Below are 19,488 nucleotides of genomic sequence, written 5' to 3' on the forward strand. Positions count from 1 at the left end.
ATAACGAAGTTAGCGAACTTGGTATTACGATTAATGAATTTAGAATATTGGTATTTGTTTCCCACTGCCATCGGCATCGCCACCATTGCCATGGCTTCGGGGGTAGAAGGGGCTACTTTTTTTACTCCTTTGTTTCTCATTGCCTTAAAGTTACCCCCAGAAGTAGCCATCGGTATCGGTTTAATTACCGAGGTTTTTGGTTTTTCCAGTGGTTTATTTGCCTATATTCGCAAAGGCTTAATTGACTTTAAATTGGGCAGAATGCTTTTACTGGTTAGTATTCCCATGGCTTTAGTGGGAACATGGTTTGGTAATATTATTCCTGCCGATGTCCTTAAAGGAATTTTAGCAATTGGTTTATTTGTCATTGCCACCAGTTTTTTGAAATCTCCCGATCAACATACCTTAGAATTATTGGATGAAGATATAAAAACCACCCAAGAAGAAAAAGAACCTCAAACCTGTATTACAGACAAAAATGGCAAAACATACTGTTATACTATCTATAACCGCATTGAAGGAAGTTTATTGGCAAGTATAGGGGCTTTATTTTTGGGGATGGTATCTACTGGTTTAGGTCAATTGAACGGATTTTATCTCCTGCAAAGATGCCGTGTACCAAGCCCCGTTGCGATCGCCACTAGCGTATTTATCGTCGCTATCACTGCCCTAATTGCATCCATTGGTCATGTTATTCAATTTGCCCAAGCAGGGGGCGAGGAATTACAAATGGTGTTTAATATCGTTATATTTACAGCTCCAGGAGTGTTAATAGGTGCGCAGTTTGGTTCAATTGTTGCCACAAAATTATCTCAGGAAAAACTAGAAAGGGCTATGGGTATATTATTTATATTTGTAACCCTATTAATTATGGGAGAATTAGTTATATCTTAGTTTTTTCAAAGTTAAAAATGTTCTTATAAGAACATTTTGAGTTTCAATTTGATAACCCCTAAATCCTTTTACAAAATCATTGAAAGTGGAATTATACTTTTTGGAAATAATTTAAAGGTTATTTTAATAAAAATTCCTTTCATCGTCATAACATTATTTATTTGAAACTTTCAAAACTTTTAAATCCATTTTCTTATTGAGTTCGTATTCTTGATAAATCAATTGATGGAATATCACGAAGATATGGATTCTAAATCTTCTATTAAGAGCAACAAGTTTACTAAAATTAAGTGGCTGATAATTTTTGGATTAAGTTTACTTGCCTTGATAACAATTCACTACCTTAATCCTACCCCACTATGGAATCAAATGTTAACGGGGATTAAGGAAATGGGTTTTTGGGGTTTTATCCTCTTTATTGCCATCTATAATATAGCGACTCTTTTATTCATTCCAGGTTCATTATTAACCATGAAAGGAGGTTGTTTATACGGGGTAATTTGGGGAACAATTTATGTATCTATTGCCGCTATTTTAGGAGCTATTTTTGCTTTTTTATTAGGACGTTATTTTTGTCGTAATTGGGTACTAAGAAAGCTGGATCAATATCCAAAAATTAAGGCGATCAAGAAAGCAGTAACTCAAGAAGGTTGGAAAATCGTGCTTTTGATGCGTTTATCTCCCCTATTTCCCTTTAATTTACTTAACTACCTGTTAGGAATAACCGATATTTCATTCCGAGACTATTTCATCGGTTCTTTAGGAATATTTCCTGGAGTTTTTGCCTATGTTTATCTGGGTTCTTTAGCAGTTGATTTAAGCAGTGTTAATCAATCTTATTATTCAGATAACAATGATCATCATATAATGTTTTTAATTTTAAGAATAATCGGATTAATTGCTACCCTGTTACTCACTGTATATCTTAACAAATTAGCTAAAAAAGCCCTCAAACATAACCTTGAAAATGGAGAAAAAAATCATGTCACCATTAACAAAAAGTGTTAAGACAGTAACAAGTAAAATATCTAAATTGTCTCAGTTAATTATGTTAACTTTTTCTACCCTTATTTTGACCCTATTTTTTCATGTTAATCCTCTATTTGCCCAAGAAGCAGGGGGCGGTTTTAATCCTCAACAATGGTTACTCGATGCTTTACAGTGGATTGATAGTTTAGGGGGGTTAGGGGCGATCGCCTTTATCCTGTTATACATAATAGCTACAGTAGCCTTCCTACCCGGTTCCATTCTCACCCTTGGGGGAGGAGTCGTCTTCGGAGTGGTTTTAGGTTCAATATACGTCTTTGTTGGGGCAACCATCGGCGCTACCCTTGCCTTTCTAGTTGGTAGATATATCGCCCGAGACTGGGTAGCTGGAAAAATACAAGGCAACCAAAAATTTGCAGCCATCGATGAAGCCGTAGGGCGAGAAGGCTTAAAAATTGTACTGTTAACCCGTTTATCACCCGTTTTCCCCTTCAATCTTCTTAACTACGCCTACGGAGTCACAGGGGTATCTCTCAAAGATTATTTTATCGGTTCGGTAGGCATGATACCAGGCACCATTATGTATGTCTATATCGGCTCATTAGCTGGAAATATCGCCACCATCGGCACCGACACCCCCAGTAACCCCACTGTAGAGTGGGCAATCAGAATTATCGGTTTCATTGCCACCGTGGCCGTAACTATTTATGTCACAAAAATAGCCAGAAAAGCCCTTGACAATAAAGTATTAGAACCCACCAAATAGAAAAAAACTCACCATGAATACACAGCAATCCATCAACATCCCTCCCATGGATGAATATAACCAACAATTAATATCCCATGTACACCCCCCAGATTGGCAAAATCCCACCCCCCAAGAAAAGTATGATCTGGTGGTCATCGGTGCAGGTACGGCAGGGTTAGTGGTGGCGGCAGGGGCAGCAGGATTAGATTTAGGCTTAAAGGTTGCTCTCGTGGAAAGGCATCTGATGGGGGGAGACTGTCTCAACTTTGGTTGTGTACCTTCTAAGGCGGTAATTCGTTCGGCGAAGGTGATTGGGGAGATGCTCAAAGCCCCTGATTTGGGGGTAAATGTGGATGGTGTTACCGTTGATTTTCCTCAAGTAATGGCAAGGATGCGTAAATTGAGAGCGGGAATTAGTCACCATGACTCGGCAACTCGGTTTCAAAATTTGGGCATTGATGTTTTTTTGGGGGAGGCTCGTTTTTTACGTGGTAGTACCATTGAAGTGGATGGACAAACATTAAGCTACAAAAAAGCGGTGATTGCGACAGGGGCAAGGGCGGTTACTCCCAAAATAGAAGGCATTGAGGAGGTAGGTTTTTTTACCAATGAAACCATCTTTTCTCTAACAACATTACCCCCTCGGTTGGCGGTGATAGGAGGGGGGCCCATTGGTTGTGAATTAGCCCAAACTTTTCATAGGTTGGGTTCACAAGTTAGCTTAATCCATAAGTATCCCCATCTTTTGAATAAGGAGGATGAGGAAGCAGCGAAAATTATTGAAGATACTTTGATTAGGGAGAAAGTTAATTTAATTTTATCGGCTCAACCCATCAGGGTGGAAAATACGGAGGAGGGTAAAAAGATATATTATCGCTCGGATAGGGGGGAAGATTCGGTAATAGTGGATGAGATTTTGATGGGGGCAGGAAGAGCGCCTAATGTGGAGGGTTTGAACCTGGAAGCGGTGGGGGTGGAATATGATAACCGTAGGGGGGTTGTGGTGAATGATTTTTTACAGACTACTAACCCGAAAATTTTTGCGGCGGGGGATATTTGCAGTAAGTTCAAATTTACCCATACGGCGGATGCCATGGCACGGATTGTGATTAAGAATACTCTGTTTTCTCCTTTTGGGTTGGGTAAGTCGAGGTTTAGTGATTTGGTGATTCCTTGGGTTACTTTTACTGATCCTGAAATTGCCCATGTGGGTATGTCTGAGGGGGATTTACAGCATAAGGGCATTGAATATAATGTTATCAAAGTTTTGTTTAATGGGGTTGACAGGGCGATCGTGGATGGGGAGGAGGAAGGTTTTGTAAAAATAATCCACTCCAAGGGTTCGGATAAAATTTTAGGGGCTACCATTGTGGCATCCCATGCAGGGGAAATGATTTCGGAAATAACTGCGGCGATGGTTAATGGGGTGGGTTTAAATGGTTTATCGTCGGTGATTCATTCTTATCCTACCCAAGCTGATGCGATTAAAAAGGCGGCGGATGCTTATCGGCGTACTTTGTTAACTCCTACTTCTAAGAAGATTTTGGGTATTTTGACTAGGTTGTCATAACGGAAGTTATTTTGACTAGGATAAAATATAAGATGACTTGTCCCCCGAAAGATAAAGATTATGAAAACGCAATTAATAGGTTTAAAGGCTGATGATTTTCGACATCCTCTTGATTTACAGGCAACCACTAATCTTAAACAGTTACCGGGGTTAGATATTGCCATGAGAGGTATTTTGGGTTCGGTGGCAGAGGATTTTTTCTATTTAAATAATATTGCTTCTAGTATTTTGATTAGTGAAAGACAACTTCCCCATCTTCATCAACTTTTGTTAAATGCTTCTTCTATCCTTGATATAGATGCGCCTCAACTTTATCTTAAACAAAATCCTGTTCCTAATGCTTACACTTTGGCTATTAGGGGGAAAAAACCTTTTATGGTGATTCATACTTCTTTGTTGGAAATTTTGACGGATGAGGAGGTTGAAGCGGTAATAGCCCATGAGTTAGGACATTTGAAGTGTGAACATGGGGTATATCTTACCCTTGCTAATTTAATTGTTTTGGCTACTAATTTGTTACCTAGTTGGGGTAGTCTTTTGGCTCAGTCGATGCAAAATCAGTTGCTACAATGGTTACGCTGTGCTGAGTTTAGTTGCGATCGCGCGGCACTCTTGGTAGCTCAAGATCCTAAAATTGTTATGTCTGTACTGATGAAGTTAACGGGCGGCTCACCTTCTTTGGCTTCTAAATTAAGTTTAGATGCTTTTATGGAACAGGTGAAAGATTATCAACAAATGAGCAATACTGACATCGGTGAAATGCTTCAGGATATGCAAACAGCTCAGTTAACCCATCCTCTTCCTATATTACGGGCAAAGGCGATCGAAAGTTGGTCTCGTTCTTCTACATATTATGACTTGCTAGAAAGGGAAAAAGTTAGTTATAATAGTCAAGGTCATACCAAGGGCGGATGGCGAAATTGGTAGACGCACCACACTCAAAATGTGGCGACTTCGGTCATGCGAGTTCGAGTCTCGCTCTGCCCATACATTCATTTTGCTAGTTTCTATTTGTATAGTGAGAGATAAATGATTGTTTAAAGCATAAGGTACAATCTACACGGGTCTTGGAATCGGAAGGTTGATAAAATATCGCTTAACCGAAGGAAGATTTTCTTTGGTGAAAACTAATATCAAGCCAAGATAATTGAGTATGGGAAAATGCTCTTGCTTTTCGCTACTAATGATGGCAAGTTAAATTTTTTATTAACTCTTGTTTTCTTCACGTCATAAAAGGTATTAATACGAAAATAATTTGTTACAACGTCATTTAACTTGTTAATGTACAATAGCACCAAACTTTGATACATTCCTTTAGAATGCGGACGGAGAGACTCGAACTCTCACATCAGAGATACTAGAACCTAAATCTAGCGCGTCTACCAATTCCGCCACGTCCGCTTTAAACAAGACCGAATACTATATTAACATTATATAGATAAAAAATCAAGTCTTAATTATTGATGAGTACCAAAGCGCATTTGGGTAAGGGCTTTTTGGGTTTTACTATCAAGGGAATTGAATAAAAAACGCCCCTGGGATTTGTTACGGGAGCGATGGTTGCGTTTTTCTTTTCTGTGGGTTGTGTCAACTTCTTTGGCAAGGAGTTGAGCTGACATCCATTCTGCCCCATATCCTACCACGGTATGACGTTGGGCTTGATCGGAGGTGGCGACTATAATTCTGGTGCTAGTGTCGGGATTTTTGCGTTTAAAGGAGGCACAATATTTTTCGATATAGCTGTCGGCTGTTTCGTTGTATGATGTGTAGTGTATCCAAAGGCGATCGCTATATTTTTCTTTATATCCTGGGGTTTTTTGATAGTGGGCATCAAAAACAACTTTAGTATCTAGCGCTTTATAACCAGTATAGTTAACGAGGGTGTCTAATAAAGATTGTCGGGCATATTCTAAGCCGTTTTTATCCCTTATGCGTTTAAGGGAATTCCATGCCCCAATTATGTTGTAACCATCTACCAGCAAAATAATTTGAGAAGTAGTAGAAACCATTTTCCTGCATATATCCTTATTTTATGGGTTTATCTGTCTTGATGTCATAATGTTAAATTTTAGCAAAATTTTATAATTGTCGGTGTATGAATATTGACAGTTTAGGAAAAACCGTTAGTTATGGAAAACTATTCCCCATTCTCAATTTAAACCAAGGCTATTTTTGCTACAAACCCTTGGTAGTGATTAATGAATGAGGAATAAATTACACTAAAGCCTAAATACAGATTGATGTTTACTCCTCTGGGTGGAATTGGTGTTATGCTAAATCCTCTTCAGAAAATGGCATTGCTTAATGATGGTATGAAATATAATTAAATAACACCAGAGATTGAGACTTTACAATAGTATCACTATTGCTTGTTCCCTTTCTCCATGAGAAATCATCGCTAAAATCAGCAATACCCAGCAAATATATCATCACTCGCCTTGCGATGAATTACAAGGCTAACAGTTTATCGTTCAATTAATTGAACTAAGGTATATTTTGATTCACTGATTTATTAAATGCCAATGACATATTTTCTCCATTCATGGTTAAGGTTATCCTTGGTACATTTAACTATTTCAAAGTGTAAACTACTGTAAGGCTTTCTGGGTTGAACCAGTAAGGGCATTTGAGCTTCCTTAGGAGTTCGATTTCCTTTCCTAATGTTGCATCTTACACAGGCTGTAACTAGATTTTCCCAACTATCGGGGCCGCCCCTAGAGCGAGGAATTACGTGATCTAGTGTTAGTTTTTCCCCTCTATAATTACAATATTGACATGAGTGGCGATCGCGCTCTAAAATATTTTTACGAGTTAGGGGAATTTCTTTATAAGGGACTTTGACATAATACCGTAACCTAATCACCGAGGGTAACGGGAATGTGTGACAAAGAAATGTGCTATGATGCTCTAATTGTTCTGCCTTGCCTTTTATTAACAGAATTACCGCTCTTTTCCAACTGGTGATATTTAGCGGTTCATAGGAGGCATTTAAGACTAAAACCTTACCCATAAACGTCTTTTCTTCCAAGGATTTATTGCTGATACTAGCACACACAACGAATTTATTGCACGAATTGGGGACGACAATTAAAATTAATTTGTACCAATAAATAATTTTTTAAAAATGAGTGAGATTATTGATCAAACTGTGAGCGATCGCATTTGTAAACATATGAATGATGATCATCAAGATGCTATAATGTTATATGCTCAGGCCTTCGCTAAAATCAATGATGTTCAAAGTGCTACCATGATTTCCATTGACCATGAGGGCATGAATATTGCTGTTAATAATGAAGTTGAAAACCCCGTCAGGATTAATTTCGATCATACCCTAGCCGATGCTAAGGATGCCCATACAACCCTCGTGGAAATGATCAAAACTGCTAAGGCACAACAATAATTTCCCATTCACGGTTAAGTGTTAGGGATAAACAAAGGTTTTAAATTGATTTCTACCTTCTTGCTTCGCTAGATATAAAGCCTCATCGGCTTTTTGAATCAAATTATCGGGATTATCCTCATAACTCGGAATGGTAGTGGCAATACCTATACTGAGGGTAAGATATTTTGATACCTCTGATGATTCGTGGGGAATCTCTAAAAGTGCGATCGCCCCTTGAACTTTTTTGGCCACCACCACCGCATCATCAACATTAGTATGAGGCAACACAATTATAAATTCTTCTCCCCCATATCGAGCCACCATATCAGAAGAATTACGAATCACAGACTGTAAACATTGAGCAACCATCGTTAAACACTCATCCCCCTGCAGATGTCCGTAAAAATCATTATATTGCTTAAAATAATCCACATCTATCAATAGCAAAGATAAACACTTTTTGTGCCTAATCAACATATCCCATTGTTGTTGTAAAAACTCCTCAAAATATCCCCGATTAGCTATTTGAGTAAGACTATCAACATAAGCTATTTTTTCTAAAAATCTATTAGTATTACGTAAATTTGCCTGAATTATTTCTAATTCTTTCGTCCTTTCTTTTACCTTTTCTTCCAAACTTTCTAAGGTATCATTTAACCTATTCTCAGTTATTTTTTTCTCCGCCAAAATAGCCGATAAAATCAAAGTTACCATAGAAATTACTCCAGTAAATGACTGCAATAAAATCAAAGATAAATTAACAGAATCCTTGACAAATGCACCATATCCCCGACTTGTAGAAATAATCGCCATTAAAGCAATCATACTCACCAATAAACTAGCATGAAAACTTTTAAGCCTAAAAACAGCCCAGATAATCGGCGGAAAAATTAAATATTCCACAGGATAACCCAAAATAAAAGTTAAACTGCAAGTACAAAAAACAATCACCATTAAAATTAAAACTTCTCCCCTTGTTGCGCCAGGAGACATAACATCTTTTTTATTCCATAACATAATGGTAGGGGAAAAAATTAAGTGGGCTAATGCGCTACCCAACCACCAAGTAACCAAAGAATAGGAGTATTCATTCAAAGTAATGATATTTAAAATCAATAACGCAGAAACCCCCATTAAAGCTGAAATAATCGGCGATAAAATTACCGCCCCAATGAAGACACAAACCGACTGAGTATTGATAAAAACGTCTTTACTAACCGCAAATCTTCTAATTATCCATGTAGCAATTATGGGCTGAAAACAGTTAGCTAAAGCACAACTTATCTGGATAAAAGCAAAGCTAAAAAATGATAAGTCAGGGCTAATTCTTTGTAATGAAGGGGTAAGCCCGATAATAGACGCTAAACTTATACCGGGGAAAACCTGAATACCATACTTTAATACGAGGGGTAAAGTTATGGCGGAAGGAAACCACACAGAAGCTACTTCAGATTGAAGGGTACTAAATTGATGACTAGCATTAATTCCAATAATATAAAGTAGTACCAGTAGCACATTGATACTGATTAAAAATAAGTTTGATTTTTCTGTTTCTCTGTGTAGTTGTATAAAGACCACCTGTAAAATATTATTTGAGAGTCTATCTTAACGTTAAAGAGTAGATACTATCAAAATAATAAAATATTTGTTAATAATCATCTATGGAAGATTATATATTACAAGAAAATATCTATCGTCTGCTTTTTTAGTATTGCTAATAAAGGTTATTCCTGGATGATGTATTTCTCTTATAAGTGTAAGTTGTATTTTTTATAATCAAATTTTTTTTTTCATGAATAAGATGTTTTTAAATACTTAAAATATCCTTAACTGAGTATTTAATATAATTAATTTATACGGTATAATTACTTCAATGATGTTTAAAATAATTTTCTTTTCTAAAAGTATTATCAAAGGAATATTGTTGCATCAGATAGCGTTTTATTCCAACATTTATTAATTATAAGTATTTTTAAAATTAGTTAAAAAATATTCGATACAAATAATTTTTGTTAATAATTTTCTTTAGTATTTATTTTATTACATTTGTCCAATAGCCACTCTAAATAACCAAAAAATGACTAAGAAAAATAGGGCGACCACATCATTAGTTTTTATCCTGGATTCGTGCCATTGAACTTCGTGGTTTTTTGGGTTTGTAAATCCTCGAGACTCCATAGCGATCGCAATTTGTTCCGCCCTTAATAAAATATTTTCTAACAATTTTTCCATGACAATTACCCATATTTGAACACTTTTTTTAATACCTAATTTACGCCATTTTATAGCCCGAGTACGAATAGAGCGAATTAAATTTTGGATTTCTTCTAATACTAAAGGAATAAAACGAAGGGACAGAGTGAGGGTTAAAATCATTTCGGTAACGGGAAATTTAAACCGATTTAAGGGAGATAATAAATCTTCAATTCCTGCGGTAATTTCTTCGGGGGCGGTGGTTAATAAAAATAGATTACTACTATAAATTAAGGTAAAAAATAAGGTACTTACTCTAATGGCTAAATCAAAAGATCTTCTAGTAACATTAAAGTTGCCAAAACTATATAAGATATATTGATAGTCAGTGGGTTGATTAATATTAATATCACTTTCTGGCAAACGAGGTTGATAATTAATACTTAATCCATCAGGAGCAAAAGCTGTTAAAATAAATATCAAAATACCTACTAATAACAACCAAGTTATTTGTTTTTTTTGCACTCGCCAAGGAATAAAAGATAACCAAGTAATTAATAATAAGAAGATTACCAAAAAAATGCGCCATGAACTATTGGCTAATAAAGGAGATAATATTAAACTCATTAACCATCCTAATTTTACCCTCGGATCTAGTCTATGAAGCCAAGAAAATGGTTTTTCTATATATAAGCCAATGGGGAGCGATCGCAATAAATCCATAAAAAAGAATTATCAAAAAAATGATGGTTGACAATTATAACATTCAGATTAAAGTATTTCCATTAATTTAATAAAACAGCCAAAAAGTTGCGACTTTTAAAATTAAAAGTATAAAATTTAACAAAAAGTTATTACTTTTTAGTAGCAACTGAAAACAAGCAATCATATTATTATGAATACTCAAATTTTTCCCGCTGTATCCTCCTATGGATATAACTTCGAGTTTATTAGAGACGAGATTAGGGCATTAGTAGAAAAAGGTGTACTAAGTCGTCATCAGCCCATTTATAGCGTAGCTCAATTTATCCCTGCACGGGAATGGGTTGGGGTAGAAAAAAACCTCGAGGAGCAAGATTTTCTATTGCGCGATCGCATTTCCGACCTTTTAGGGGCCGAAGAATGGGATAATGACTAGGGCTTCTAAAATTGACAATGTACAATGGACAATTGACAATTAAACTTTAAAAGGGTTGAAAATATTTCAACCCCTCATTTTATGGATATTAAAGAATTAAGAACAGGTTTTAAAGGTTTAGAAGATAAACATTATTTTAATTTTGGTGGTCAAGGAATTCTTGCTGATTCAGTCTTAGAGACTATTATTAATACTTATAAATATGTTGAAAAAGTAGGCCCTTTTGGTTTAAAAATAAATAGTTGGATTAACGACAATATCAAAAATGTTAAAAGTGCGATCGCCCTTGAAACTAACAGTAAAATAGAAACTATTACCCTGAGTGAAAATGTCACAGGTAGTTGTAATATTGCCCTTTGGGGCATAGAATGGCAACCCGATGATGAAATATTACTCAGTGACGCCGAACATCCTGGAGTAATTGCTAGTATCAAAGAAATTAGTAGAAGATTTGGTGTCAAAGTTTGCACCTTTCCCCTCACCCTCAACCCAGGAAACCCCGTCGAAGTAGTTAAAAATCACCTTACCCCAAACACTCGCCTAGTCGTCATCAGCCATGTATTGTGGAATACGGGGCAAGTATTACCCCTCAAACAAATCAGCCAAGTATGTCATCAATACCCCAGTAAAAAACCTATCCAAATTCTTGTAGATGGCGCCCAATCTGCCGGATTAATACCCCTCAACCTGCCCGAAACAGAAGTTGACTTTTATGGATGTACAGGGCATAAATGGTTATGTGGCCCCACGGGAGTCGGTTTTTTGTATGTCAAAGACAATTTAACAACTCCCCTCCATCCCACCTTTATCGGTTGGCGTAGCCTTGATTTTAGTAAATCTGATTTACCTTTTGCTTCCGATGGCAGTAGATACGAAATAGCCACTTCAGCATATCCATTATATGCAGGATTAGCAAGGGCGATCGCCCTTCACCAAGTATGGGGAAACCCTGAGAAACGCTATCAACGCATCTGCCAACTAAGTGCCTACCTCTGGGAAGAATTAAACAAAATAGAGGGTATCCAATGCCTAAAAAATAGTCCTCCTCCATCGGGATTAGTTTCCTTTTATACCAACAACCCTAGCCAATTGGTATCAAACCTAGAAAACAAAAGCTACTATCTGCGCACCCTTGCTTATCCCTCTTGCGTCAGGGCTTGTGTCCATTATTTTACCCTCGAATCAGAAATTGAAAGTCTCATAAAACAAATTCGCTCAATGGTTTAAAATTAGGGTGGGCATTGCTCACCCCATAATTGTCCATTATCAATTGTCAATTGCCATAATCTCATCTTCCCGAAGATGAGCCTTAAACTTTTTGCTAAACTTAACCAAATAAGGAAAATTAGCGCTTACAGGTCTTCCCTGCCACTCTGTTACAATTTCTATTAACTCTCCTTCCATGCCCTTAATATCAAAAGCAGTCTTCTTATGCTCAGGGTGATGATATACAATTACTGATTCTGTTACCTTAATGCGATCGCCTACGTTCATAATTTAGATATAATGATTTGAATAAACTAACTGTTTTAGTTTGCCTTGATTGAATAAGCCTCAGGTTAAGAGAAAAAAACCTCTAGCATAGACCAGACTAAGAAAATCCAATCTCTCAAGAGGCAACCATATTATTTTTGCACAATCCGTGAGATCTGCAAACCATCTTTATTATCTCATTGACAAAAATTAACTAATCTTTTTTTCCAATGAAGAATTTATCGATTTAGCAAGAAAATAAATTAGTTTTTCTCAATTTTAAAAATCTTTTTTTTAACAATAATAAAAGTTAATGTTTTTTTAATCTTTTACATATCCAAGAAAAATCATAAATTCAATCAAATTGGTAATTATCTTTACAGCGAGTCGGGATCAAGGAATGTTAACGTAGATGATGTAAAGATAAACAAAATATAAAAATATCATAATTATTATGGCACAGATATTAGACGCAATTCCTAACGATGATAATAATAAAATTATGTGTTGCTATGTAAATGCCACTAGCCAAATTCAGGTAGCCAGAATTACCAACGTAGCGAATTGGTATTTTGAAAGAGTAGTATTTCCAGGACAACGATTAATATTTGAAGCCTTACCAGAAGCCCTACTAGAAATTCATTCAGGAATGATGGCAAGTTCAATTCTTTCCGATACCATACCCTGTGGCACTTTATCCATTCAAGAAGAAATAGAGGGGAATGAAAATCAAAACAACACCCATCCATCTTCCGAATCTCCCACGGAAAATCTCGAACTTCTTTCCGCTTAAACAAAATTTAGAGATTAAAAAAAGGCTGGGTAACCAGCCTCCCATAAAAAACCTAACACCCGATACCTAAAACCTCAAATGTTATTTAATCGTCGCCCCAAACTGATTAATTAATATATCTTTTAAAACAGGTTTAAGATCATCACAAGGAATGCTTTTTTGAGATAATTCCCCTAATTTTGCATCCTTACCCACCTTACCACCAAGGAAAAGATTAACTCCCTCCACCACAGAGCCATCTTTTTTCGCCTTAGTACCCATTAAGCCAATATCTCCCGCCTGGGCTTGTCCGCAGGAGTTAGGGCAACCTGTCCAGTGAATACGCACCCTTTGGGGGATATTTAACTCCTCATCCAATTCTTGAGCCAATTTTAAGCCCCTTGCTTTTGTTTCCACCAAGGCAAAATTGCAGTATCTTGCCCCCGTACAGGAAATTAAAGAGCGCACCAACGTAGTAGGATTTAGGGGATAACGCTGTAAAATAGGCTCACTCAAAAACGCTTCTACTTTATCATCTGCCACATAGGGGATAATGAAATTTTGTTCCACCGTTGCCCGAATTTCCCCATTACCATAAACATCAGCCAAACGGGCAATTTCAAACATCCCTTCTGCATCCAAACGTCCTACGGGAATATGAATTCCAATATAACTATACCCCTCTTGCTTTTGAGGATGTACACCCAAATGATCCCGTTTATCCATAGTAATCTCATCTTCAGGGGCGGCAAACTGCAAGGATTTACCTAATTCTTTTTCCACCTCAATGCGAAAACGATTCATCGTCCATTTATCAATCAACCACATCAAACGGGCTTTACCACGATTTTCCCGTAATCTTTCCTCTAAGCCATGGGTGGTATATACCGTTAAAATAGCCCGACAAAGTTCGACAATCTCGTCATCATCAGCCCTTACCCACACATCCATGGGAATCGCTTCAGCGCACCGTTGCGCCGACAAATAACCCCCAATTAAAACATTAAATCCTAATTCTTCATCTTTATAGGCAGGAATAAAAGCCACATCATTGATTTCCGCATGAATGGAGTTATCTTTTGCCCCCTCCACCGCAATGTTAAACTTACGAGGTAGGTTACTCAATTCATAATTACCCTCGCCATTGTTGGTAATCATCCCCTGTAACTTATAGTTAACCTCCCTAGTATCATACAACTCATGGGGATCAATTCCAGCCACGGGAGAGCCTGTGAGGTTGCGTACGTTATCCATCCCTGATTGAATGGAGGTTAAACCCACCGCCTCAAGTTGACTAAAAATAGTGGGGATGTCTTCGAGTAAAACCCCTCTTAATTGAATATTTTGACGGGTGGTAATGTCTGCACTACCATCATCCCCATATCTTTGAATAATTTGTGCCAAGGTGGTTAATTGTTGACTATTTAAGATACCATTAGGCATCCTTAGTCGTAACATAAATTTGCCGGGGGTGACGGGGCGGAAAAAGATTCCTAACCATTTTAATCTAACGATTAAATCATCTTCGTTAAGGGCTTCCCAACCTATTTGGGCAAAATGTTCTATTTCTTTTTTTACATCTAAGCCATGTTTAGCTGCTTTTACTTTTTCTATTTTATTTAATTTAATTTTTTTTTCTGTTGTCACCGTCATGGTTAAACCCCGTTAATATATATATTTTTTTTAGCTGTGACCATAGACTATCAATCACATTCTTTTTATTTTGTCAGTTTCACTACTAAACTTCGGAATAATATGTAGTTTATAAAATATTAAGATGTATTAATTGCATTAATAATTTAAGGTGCGATTAAGTATCTCTGTAGGAAAATTAAGCTATTTGCTACATTTATTACAAAAAAGTTAATCTTGATAACCTTTTGGGGGATTATAGGTAAGCTAATAAGTATGATAGAAGTCTTTTCATCAAGAATAGTCTTTCTATATATCTGACAAAAAAAATCAGTTTTTGATTGGCTATATATCAAGGAATTTAGCTCAATGTTGCTATTTGACATCAATAATCTTACCTATTGGATATTTTTGGGCATCGGCGTATTTTTGTTTTTATTGGTCATTGTTTCTGGGGGAGGTGATGATCAAGATTTTGATACCGATGCCGATTTCGATGTGGATGCAGACGCTGATTTTGATATGGATGCGGATATGGATGCGGATGCGGATATGGATGCGGATGCGGAAAGTAATTTTGATGCGGATATGGAAGCTGATGAGGGTTTGGAGGGAAATTTTTTATTATTTTTATCTTGGTTTGGGGTTGGCAAAAGTCCTTTATTAATTCTTCTTGCCATTGATTTTTGCAGTTGGGGGGTGATTGGTTGGTTTCTTAATGTGATGATTGGTGGGGTGATGGGGGAAATTCCTCAAGGGGCGATCGCCCTTATAATCTTTTTGGTATCCTTAGCTTGTAGCCTCTGGATAGGGCGCATTTTATCTAACCCCATCGGTAAAATTTTCGCCAATTTTGGAGAAGAAATAGATGGAGAACGTTTAGTCGGTTGTATTGGCAATGTAACCTCTAGTAAACTACCCTATCTCATTGACGGTAAGGTAGCCCAAGCAGATGTTTTAGATAATGCCCGAAACCTTGTCACCATTGAAGTAGCCCTCCCTGATTGGGCAAAAGTGATTCCCCATCGAGGACAAGAAATTTTAATAATTGATCGTCAACAACATTGCTACATTGCGATCGCCAAAGACACCTCCGACGAAGATAAATGGCTTAATTCTAATAATTAGGGGGTGAGGTAACAAGCAATAGAGACAAAATCAACAAAGCCCAAAAAATTTATCCTAACTAACAAAATTTTATTTAATAAAAAAAGAGGAAAAAAAGATGAACAACTTCTGGCTTACCTTTATCCAAAAACTGCCCACCATTGACGTTGATCAACTAAACTTAGATAATACCCAATCCCTACCCATATCAAGGCGAAACCTCAACGAAACCAGCGCCACCATTCCCATCAATAGTTCTCCCGTAATGGGACAATTAAACGTAAGTAATATCACCTTTTTTGGTGGTTTAATTGCCATTTTAGTAATCTTAGGTTTATTGGCAATTTGGGGTTATACCAAAGTTTATACCATCACCCCCAACAACGAAGCCTTTGTACGCACAGGGGGCATCTTCACCAAGGATAAAAAAGTAATCCTCAACGGTGGCTGTATGGTAATCCCAGGATTCCATGAATTAACCCGAGTGCCATTGCGAGAAATCTCCATTGATGTGGTAAGACAAGGTAACTTAGCCGTGCGCACCCGAGACTATTTACGGGCAAATATGCGAGTTACTTTCTATGTCTGTATTAGCGCCGATAAAGATTCCGTATTAACAGCCGCCCAACGACTATCGAAACAGGGCAAAATCTCCGAAGTAGATATAAAAGATGCCCTCGAAAAACGGGCAGATGATGCCATTCGAGCAGCTGCGAAAAAGAAAAGCATTGCCGAAATTGACTCAGATAAATTAGGCTTTGCCGATGAGGTTTTAAACTTAATTCAGCAGGATTTACGCAAGGTGGGCTTAACCCTCAATAACATTGCCATCTCAGAAATAGAAGAAAGCGACACCTACGACGAAAATAACTATTTTGATGCTCAAGGGGTAAGGTTACGTACCGAAACCATCCAAAAATCCATTAAGCAAAAATTGGATGTGGAATTGGAAATGAGTCGGGAAAAGAGCGAAATTGAATTAGATACAAGGGTAGCCATCGAGCAACAGGAATTGGCGGCCGAAAAACAAAGTTTATCTATCGGCAAGGAGAAAGAGGAAGCCAAATTAACCAAGATGAAGGAGATTGAGTTTCTCAAAGCCCAGCGAGAAAGGGAAATTCAAGAATCACGGGATCAAGAACAAGCAAAAGTTGAACGTAATAAAATATTACAACAACAGGCCATTGAGGAGGAAAAAATTAAACAACAATTGGCAGTGCAACAAAGCCAAATCCAAGCTAATATTACCCTAGAGGAGCAAAATAAAAAGTTCCGTGTAGCTCAAACTCTGCAAGAACAAGAAGCGGAAGTGGCTCAAATTGAACGTCAGCGCACCGTAGAAGCCACAAGGTTACTGGCTCAAATTGCCATTGCCGAAGCCGAGCAAGAATCACAAATCGCCCAGCAACAAGCCTCCATTGCTATCGCTACTAAGGAAAAAGAAAGATTTGCCGCCGAAGCCCAACGCGCCGAGGCTGAAGAAGGAGTTAAAACCGCTCGGGAGGTAGAAAATGCGGAAAGGGAAAAACAACTATCCCTCATTGTCGCTGAAAGGGAAGCCGAAGAAAAACGAATTACCGATCAAAATGTGGTGGAAATTGATGTTTTCCGTCGTCGTCGTCAAGCAGAAATTGCCCGTCAGGCCGCCGAGTTAGAAGCCGAATCCATTCGTACCCTAGCCGATGCTCAAAAGTATAAATTAATAGCTGAAGCCGAAGGTAAAAAGGCTCTTATTAATGCAGAAAATAGCCTCAGTGACGCAAACCGCACAGCGGAGATCATAAAATTCATTTTCCCTGAAATAGCCCCCCAATTGCCCGAATTGTTAAGGGCGATCGCCCCTCAACCTGGTATTTTAGGAGATGCCCGAATCTATTCTTTTCCCGGTGCTAATGGTAATGGTAATGGACAAGGCAATGGTAATGACATCAATAAATTACTATTTTCCACCAGTGGTTTATCCTTAATTAATACCCTCATGGATGAAGGAAAATTAGGCACTATCCTAGGGCAAATCAAAGGTTTATTAAATAACAACAACGAATATACTCCAAGCAATCTAAACCCCGAAACTAAATCCGTACAAGCCCAAACCACCGCCCCCGAAATCCAAGAAAATAACAATGTTGATGCTCAACCGTCTCCTATGGAAGAAGAAGACATTAACTTTTCTCCTTGGATAGAGGATGAAGAAAACATCATCTAAAACAACGTCAAAACTAAAAACCTTTTCAACACTACCAATGTTCATAGAGATAAAATATGAGCCATGTAATCAATTACACAGTCGGTGATGGTAAACTTTACTGTCATTGTCCATTTTCAACTCATCTATTATTTCTATGAATCCATCTCAATTAATAGCCACTGCCACGGAAAAATTAGCCCCTACTTTTGCCCAAGTTGATCAACAGATAAAGCATAATCTCCATAAGGTATTAAAGGCTTTTCAGGAATATAAGGTAGGGGTACATCATTTTAGTAGTGTGAGTGGTTATGGTCATGATGACTTGGGAAGGGAGGTGTTAGATCAGGTTTTTGCAAGGGTTGTGGGGGCGAGTAGTAGTGCGGTACGAGTGCAGATAGTATCCGGTACCCATGCGATCGCCTCTTGCTTATATGGAGTGTTACGCCCCGCAGATGAAATGTTAGCGGTGGCAGGACATCCTTACGACACCTTAGAGGAGGTTATCGGTATTCGGGGAGAAGGGCAAGGAAGCCTAAAGGAATTGGGTATCAAATATCGTGAATTGGATTTAACTCCCTCTGGGGAAATTGACTGGGAAGGTTTACAAACGGCGGTAAAACCAGAAACAAAATTAGTCTTAATTCAGCGCTCCTGTGGTTACTCTTGGCGTAAAAGTCTTTCGGTGGCGGACATTGAAAGGATTGTAACCATAGTTAAGGCTCAAAACCCTGATACGGTTTGTTTTGTGGACAACTGTTATGGAGAATTTATCGAAACCCTTGAACCGACGGCGGTGGGGGTAGATTTAATGGCAGGTTCGTTGATCAAAAATCCGGGGGGTACTATCGTAACCGCAGGGGGTTATATTGCAGGCCGTGAAGATTTGGTGGAAAAGGCCTGTTGTCGTCTCACCGCTCCGGGGATTGGCAGTAGTGGGGGAGCAACGTTTGACCAAAATCGTCTCCTTTTCCAAGGCTTATTTTTAGCTCCGCAAATGGTGGGGGAAGCCATTAAAAGTACCCATCTAATTGCCATGGTGTTTTCTGAGTTGGGTTACGAGGTGAATCCGTTACCTTTTACCCCCCGACGGGATATTATTCAAGCGATCAAGTTTGGTAATCCTGAGGCTCTCATCGCTTTTTGTCGTGCTATTCAGAAGTATTCCCCCGTGGGCTCGTATCTTGATCCTGTACCTGCCCCCATGCCTGGCTATGAGAGTAATTTGATTATGGCAGGGGGTACTTTTATTGATGGTAGTACATCTGAATTATCTGCCGATGGTCCTTTACGAGAGCCTTACATCGCTTTCTGTCAGGGGGGTACCCATTGGACTCACAGTGCGATCGCCCTTGAATATGCCCTAGGGGAAATTATGGGATGATGAGGGGTAGAGGTGATGAG

18 protein-coding genes and 2 tRNA genes are annotated in these 19,488 nt (G+C 38.0%); 13 read left to right on the top strand and 7 right to left on the bottom strand.

Features of this window, described 5'->3' with window-relative positions; all coding sequences use genetic code 11:
- Positions 1-33: 33 nt before the first annotated feature.
- The 6 genes from IQ215_RS07480 to IQ215_RS07505 all read left to right on the top strand — a co-directional run bounded on the left by IQ215_RS07480 (position 34) and on the right by IQ215_RS07505 (position 5,186).
- Positions 34-894 carry a sulfite exporter TauE/SafE family protein gene (locus IQ215_RS07480; protein ID WP_193800694.1) on the top strand — a complete coding sequence of 287 codons (861 nt, stop codon included), beginning with the start codon at positions 34-36 and terminating at the stop codon, positions 892-894.
- Positions 895-1,119: 225 nt separating this feature from the next.
- On the top strand, positions 1,120-1,902 hold the full coding sequence (locus IQ215_RS07485; RefSeq protein WP_241735278.1) for a TVP38/TMEM64 family protein: 783 nt from the start codon (positions 1,120-1,122) through the stop codon (positions 1,900-1,902).
- Entirely contained in the window at positions 1,877-2,647 is a 771-nt protein-coding gene (locus IQ215_RS07490) for a TVP38/TMEM64 family protein (protein WP_206688539.1), read from the top strand. The genes IQ215_RS07485 and IQ215_RS07490 overlap by 26 nt, the downstream gene beginning before the upstream one ends.
- Before the next feature lie 13 nt (positions 2,648-2,660).
- Positions 2,661-4,199 carry a mercuric reductase gene (locus tag IQ215_RS07495; protein ID WP_193800696.1) on the top strand — a complete coding sequence of 513 codons (1,539 nt, stop codon included), beginning with the start codon at positions 2,661-2,663 and terminating at the stop codon, positions 4,197-4,199.
- Positions 4,200-4,259: 60 nt separating this feature from the next.
- Positions 4,260-5,126 carry a M48 family metallopeptidase gene (locus IQ215_RS07500; protein WP_193800697.1) on the top strand — a complete coding sequence of 289 codons (867 nt, stop codon included), beginning with the start codon at positions 4,260-4,262 and terminating at the stop codon, positions 5,124-5,126.
- Positions 5,105-5,186 (top strand) — tRNA-Leu (locus IQ215_RS07505). The genes IQ215_RS07500 and IQ215_RS07505 overlap by 22 nt, the downstream gene beginning before the upstream one ends.
- Before the next feature lie 333 nt (positions 5,187-5,519).
- Here the strand turns inward: IQ215_RS07505 and IQ215_RS07510 are convergent.
- The 3 genes from IQ215_RS07510 to IQ215_RS07520 all read right to left on the bottom strand — a co-directional run bounded on the left by IQ215_RS07510 (position 5,520) and on the right by IQ215_RS07520 (position 7,209).
- Positions 5,520-5,600, bottom strand: a tRNA-Leu gene (locus IQ215_RS07510).
- Between the two features lie 56 nt (positions 5,601-5,656).
- On the bottom strand, positions 5,657-6,208 hold the full coding sequence (locus IQ215_RS07515; protein ID WP_193800698.1) for an NYN domain-containing protein: 552 nt from the start codon (positions 6,206-6,208) through the stop codon (positions 5,657-5,659).
- A gap of 503 nt (positions 6,209-6,711) precedes the next feature.
- Positions 6,712-7,209, bottom strand: a complete 498-nt coding sequence (locus IQ215_RS07520) for an HNH endonuclease (RefSeq protein WP_193800726.1) — start codon at positions 7,207-7,209, stop codon at positions 6,712-6,714.
- Between the two features lie 114 nt (positions 7,210-7,323).
- On the opposite strand from IQ215_RS07520, the gene IQ215_RS07525 reads away from it, so the two are divergent.
- Positions 7,324-7,602, top strand: a complete 279-nt coding sequence (locus IQ215_RS07525; protein ID WP_193800699.1) for a DUF2470 domain-containing protein — start codon at positions 7,324-7,326, stop codon at positions 7,600-7,602.
- A gap of 21 nt (positions 7,603-7,623) precedes the next feature.
- Here the strand turns inward: IQ215_RS07525 and IQ215_RS07530 are convergent, their stop codons facing one another.
- Complete coding sequence (locus IQ215_RS07530; protein WP_347239022.1) at positions 7,624-9,162, bottom strand: sensor domain-containing diguanylate cyclase; 1,539 nt, start codon at positions 9,160-9,162, stop codon at positions 7,624-7,626.
- Between the two features lie 462 nt (positions 9,163-9,624).
- Positions 9,625-10,500, bottom strand: a complete 876-nt coding sequence (locus IQ215_RS07535) for an energy-coupling factor transporter transmembrane component T family protein (protein ID WP_193800700.1) — start codon at positions 10,498-10,500, stop codon at positions 9,625-9,627.
- A gap of 172 nt (positions 10,501-10,672) precedes the next feature.
- Here IQ215_RS07535 and IQ215_RS07540 point away from each other — a divergent pair, with 172 nt between their 5' ends.
- Entirely contained in the window at positions 10,673-10,915 is a 243-nt protein-coding gene (locus IQ215_RS07540; RefSeq protein ID WP_193800701.1) for a DUF4327 family protein, read from the top strand.
- A gap of 81 nt (positions 10,916-10,996) precedes the next feature.
- Positions 10,997-12,142 carry an aminotransferase class V-fold PLP-dependent enzyme gene (locus IQ215_RS07545; protein ID WP_193800702.1) on the top strand — a complete coding sequence of 382 codons (1,146 nt, stop codon included), beginning with the start codon at positions 10,997-10,999 and terminating at the stop codon, positions 12,140-12,142.
- A gap of 39 nt (positions 12,143-12,181) precedes the next feature.
- Here IQ215_RS07545 and IQ215_RS07550 read toward each other — a convergent pair whose 3' ends face one another.
- Positions 12,182-12,409 carry a ferredoxin-thioredoxin reductase variable chain gene (locus IQ215_RS07550; protein ID WP_193800703.1) on the bottom strand — a complete coding sequence of 76 codons (228 nt, stop codon included), beginning with the start codon at positions 12,407-12,409 and terminating at the stop codon, positions 12,182-12,184.
- Positions 12,410-12,842: 433 nt separating this feature from the next.
- Here IQ215_RS07550 and IQ215_RS07555 point away from each other — a divergent pair, with 433 nt between their 5' ends.
- On the top strand, positions 12,843-13,181 hold the full coding sequence (locus IQ215_RS07555) for a DUF1830 domain-containing protein (RefSeq protein WP_193800704.1): 339 nt from the start codon (positions 12,843-12,845) through the stop codon (positions 13,179-13,181).
- A gap of 81 nt (positions 13,182-13,262) precedes the next feature.
- Here IQ215_RS07555 and IQ215_RS07560 read toward each other — a convergent pair whose 3' ends face one another.
- Positions 13,263-14,813 (bottom strand): ferredoxin--nitrite reductase, encoded by a 1,551-nt coding sequence (locus IQ215_RS07560; protein ID WP_193800705.1) that lies wholly within the window; start codon positions 14,811-14,813, stop codon positions 13,263-13,265.
- A 351-nt stretch (positions 14,814-15,164) separates the two neighbouring features.
- On the opposite strand from IQ215_RS07560, the gene IQ215_RS07565 reads away from it, so the two are divergent.
- The 3 genes from IQ215_RS07565 (at position 15,165) to IQ215_RS07575 (ending at position 19,468) form a co-directional block, all read left to right on the top strand.
- A complete protein-coding gene (locus IQ215_RS07565; RefSeq protein ID WP_431355525.1) occupies positions 15,165-15,920 on the top strand; it encodes a DUF1449 domain-containing protein in 756 nt (251 codons plus the stop codon).
- A gap of 97 nt (positions 15,921-16,017) precedes the next feature.
- The gene (locus tag IQ215_RS07570) at positions 16,018-18,105 is read left to right on the top strand and encodes a flotillin family protein (protein ID WP_193800707.1); all 2,088 of its coding nucleotides are present in this window, start codon (positions 16,018-16,020) and stop codon (positions 18,103-18,105) included.
- A gap of 136 nt (positions 18,106-18,241) precedes the next feature.
- Positions 18,242-19,468, top strand: a complete 1,227-nt coding sequence (locus tag IQ215_RS07575) for an aminotransferase class I/II-fold pyridoxal phosphate-dependent enzyme (protein WP_193800708.1) — start codon at positions 18,242-18,244, stop codon at positions 19,466-19,468.
- Positions 19,469-19,488 lie beyond the last annotated feature (20 nt).

The sequence above is a fragment of the Cyanobacterium stanieri LEGE 03274 genome (assembly GCF_015207825.1).
GTDB classification, from domain to species: domain Bacteria; phylum Cyanobacteriota; class Cyanobacteriia; order Cyanobacteriales; family Cyanobacteriaceae; genus Cyanobacterium; species Cyanobacterium stanieri_B.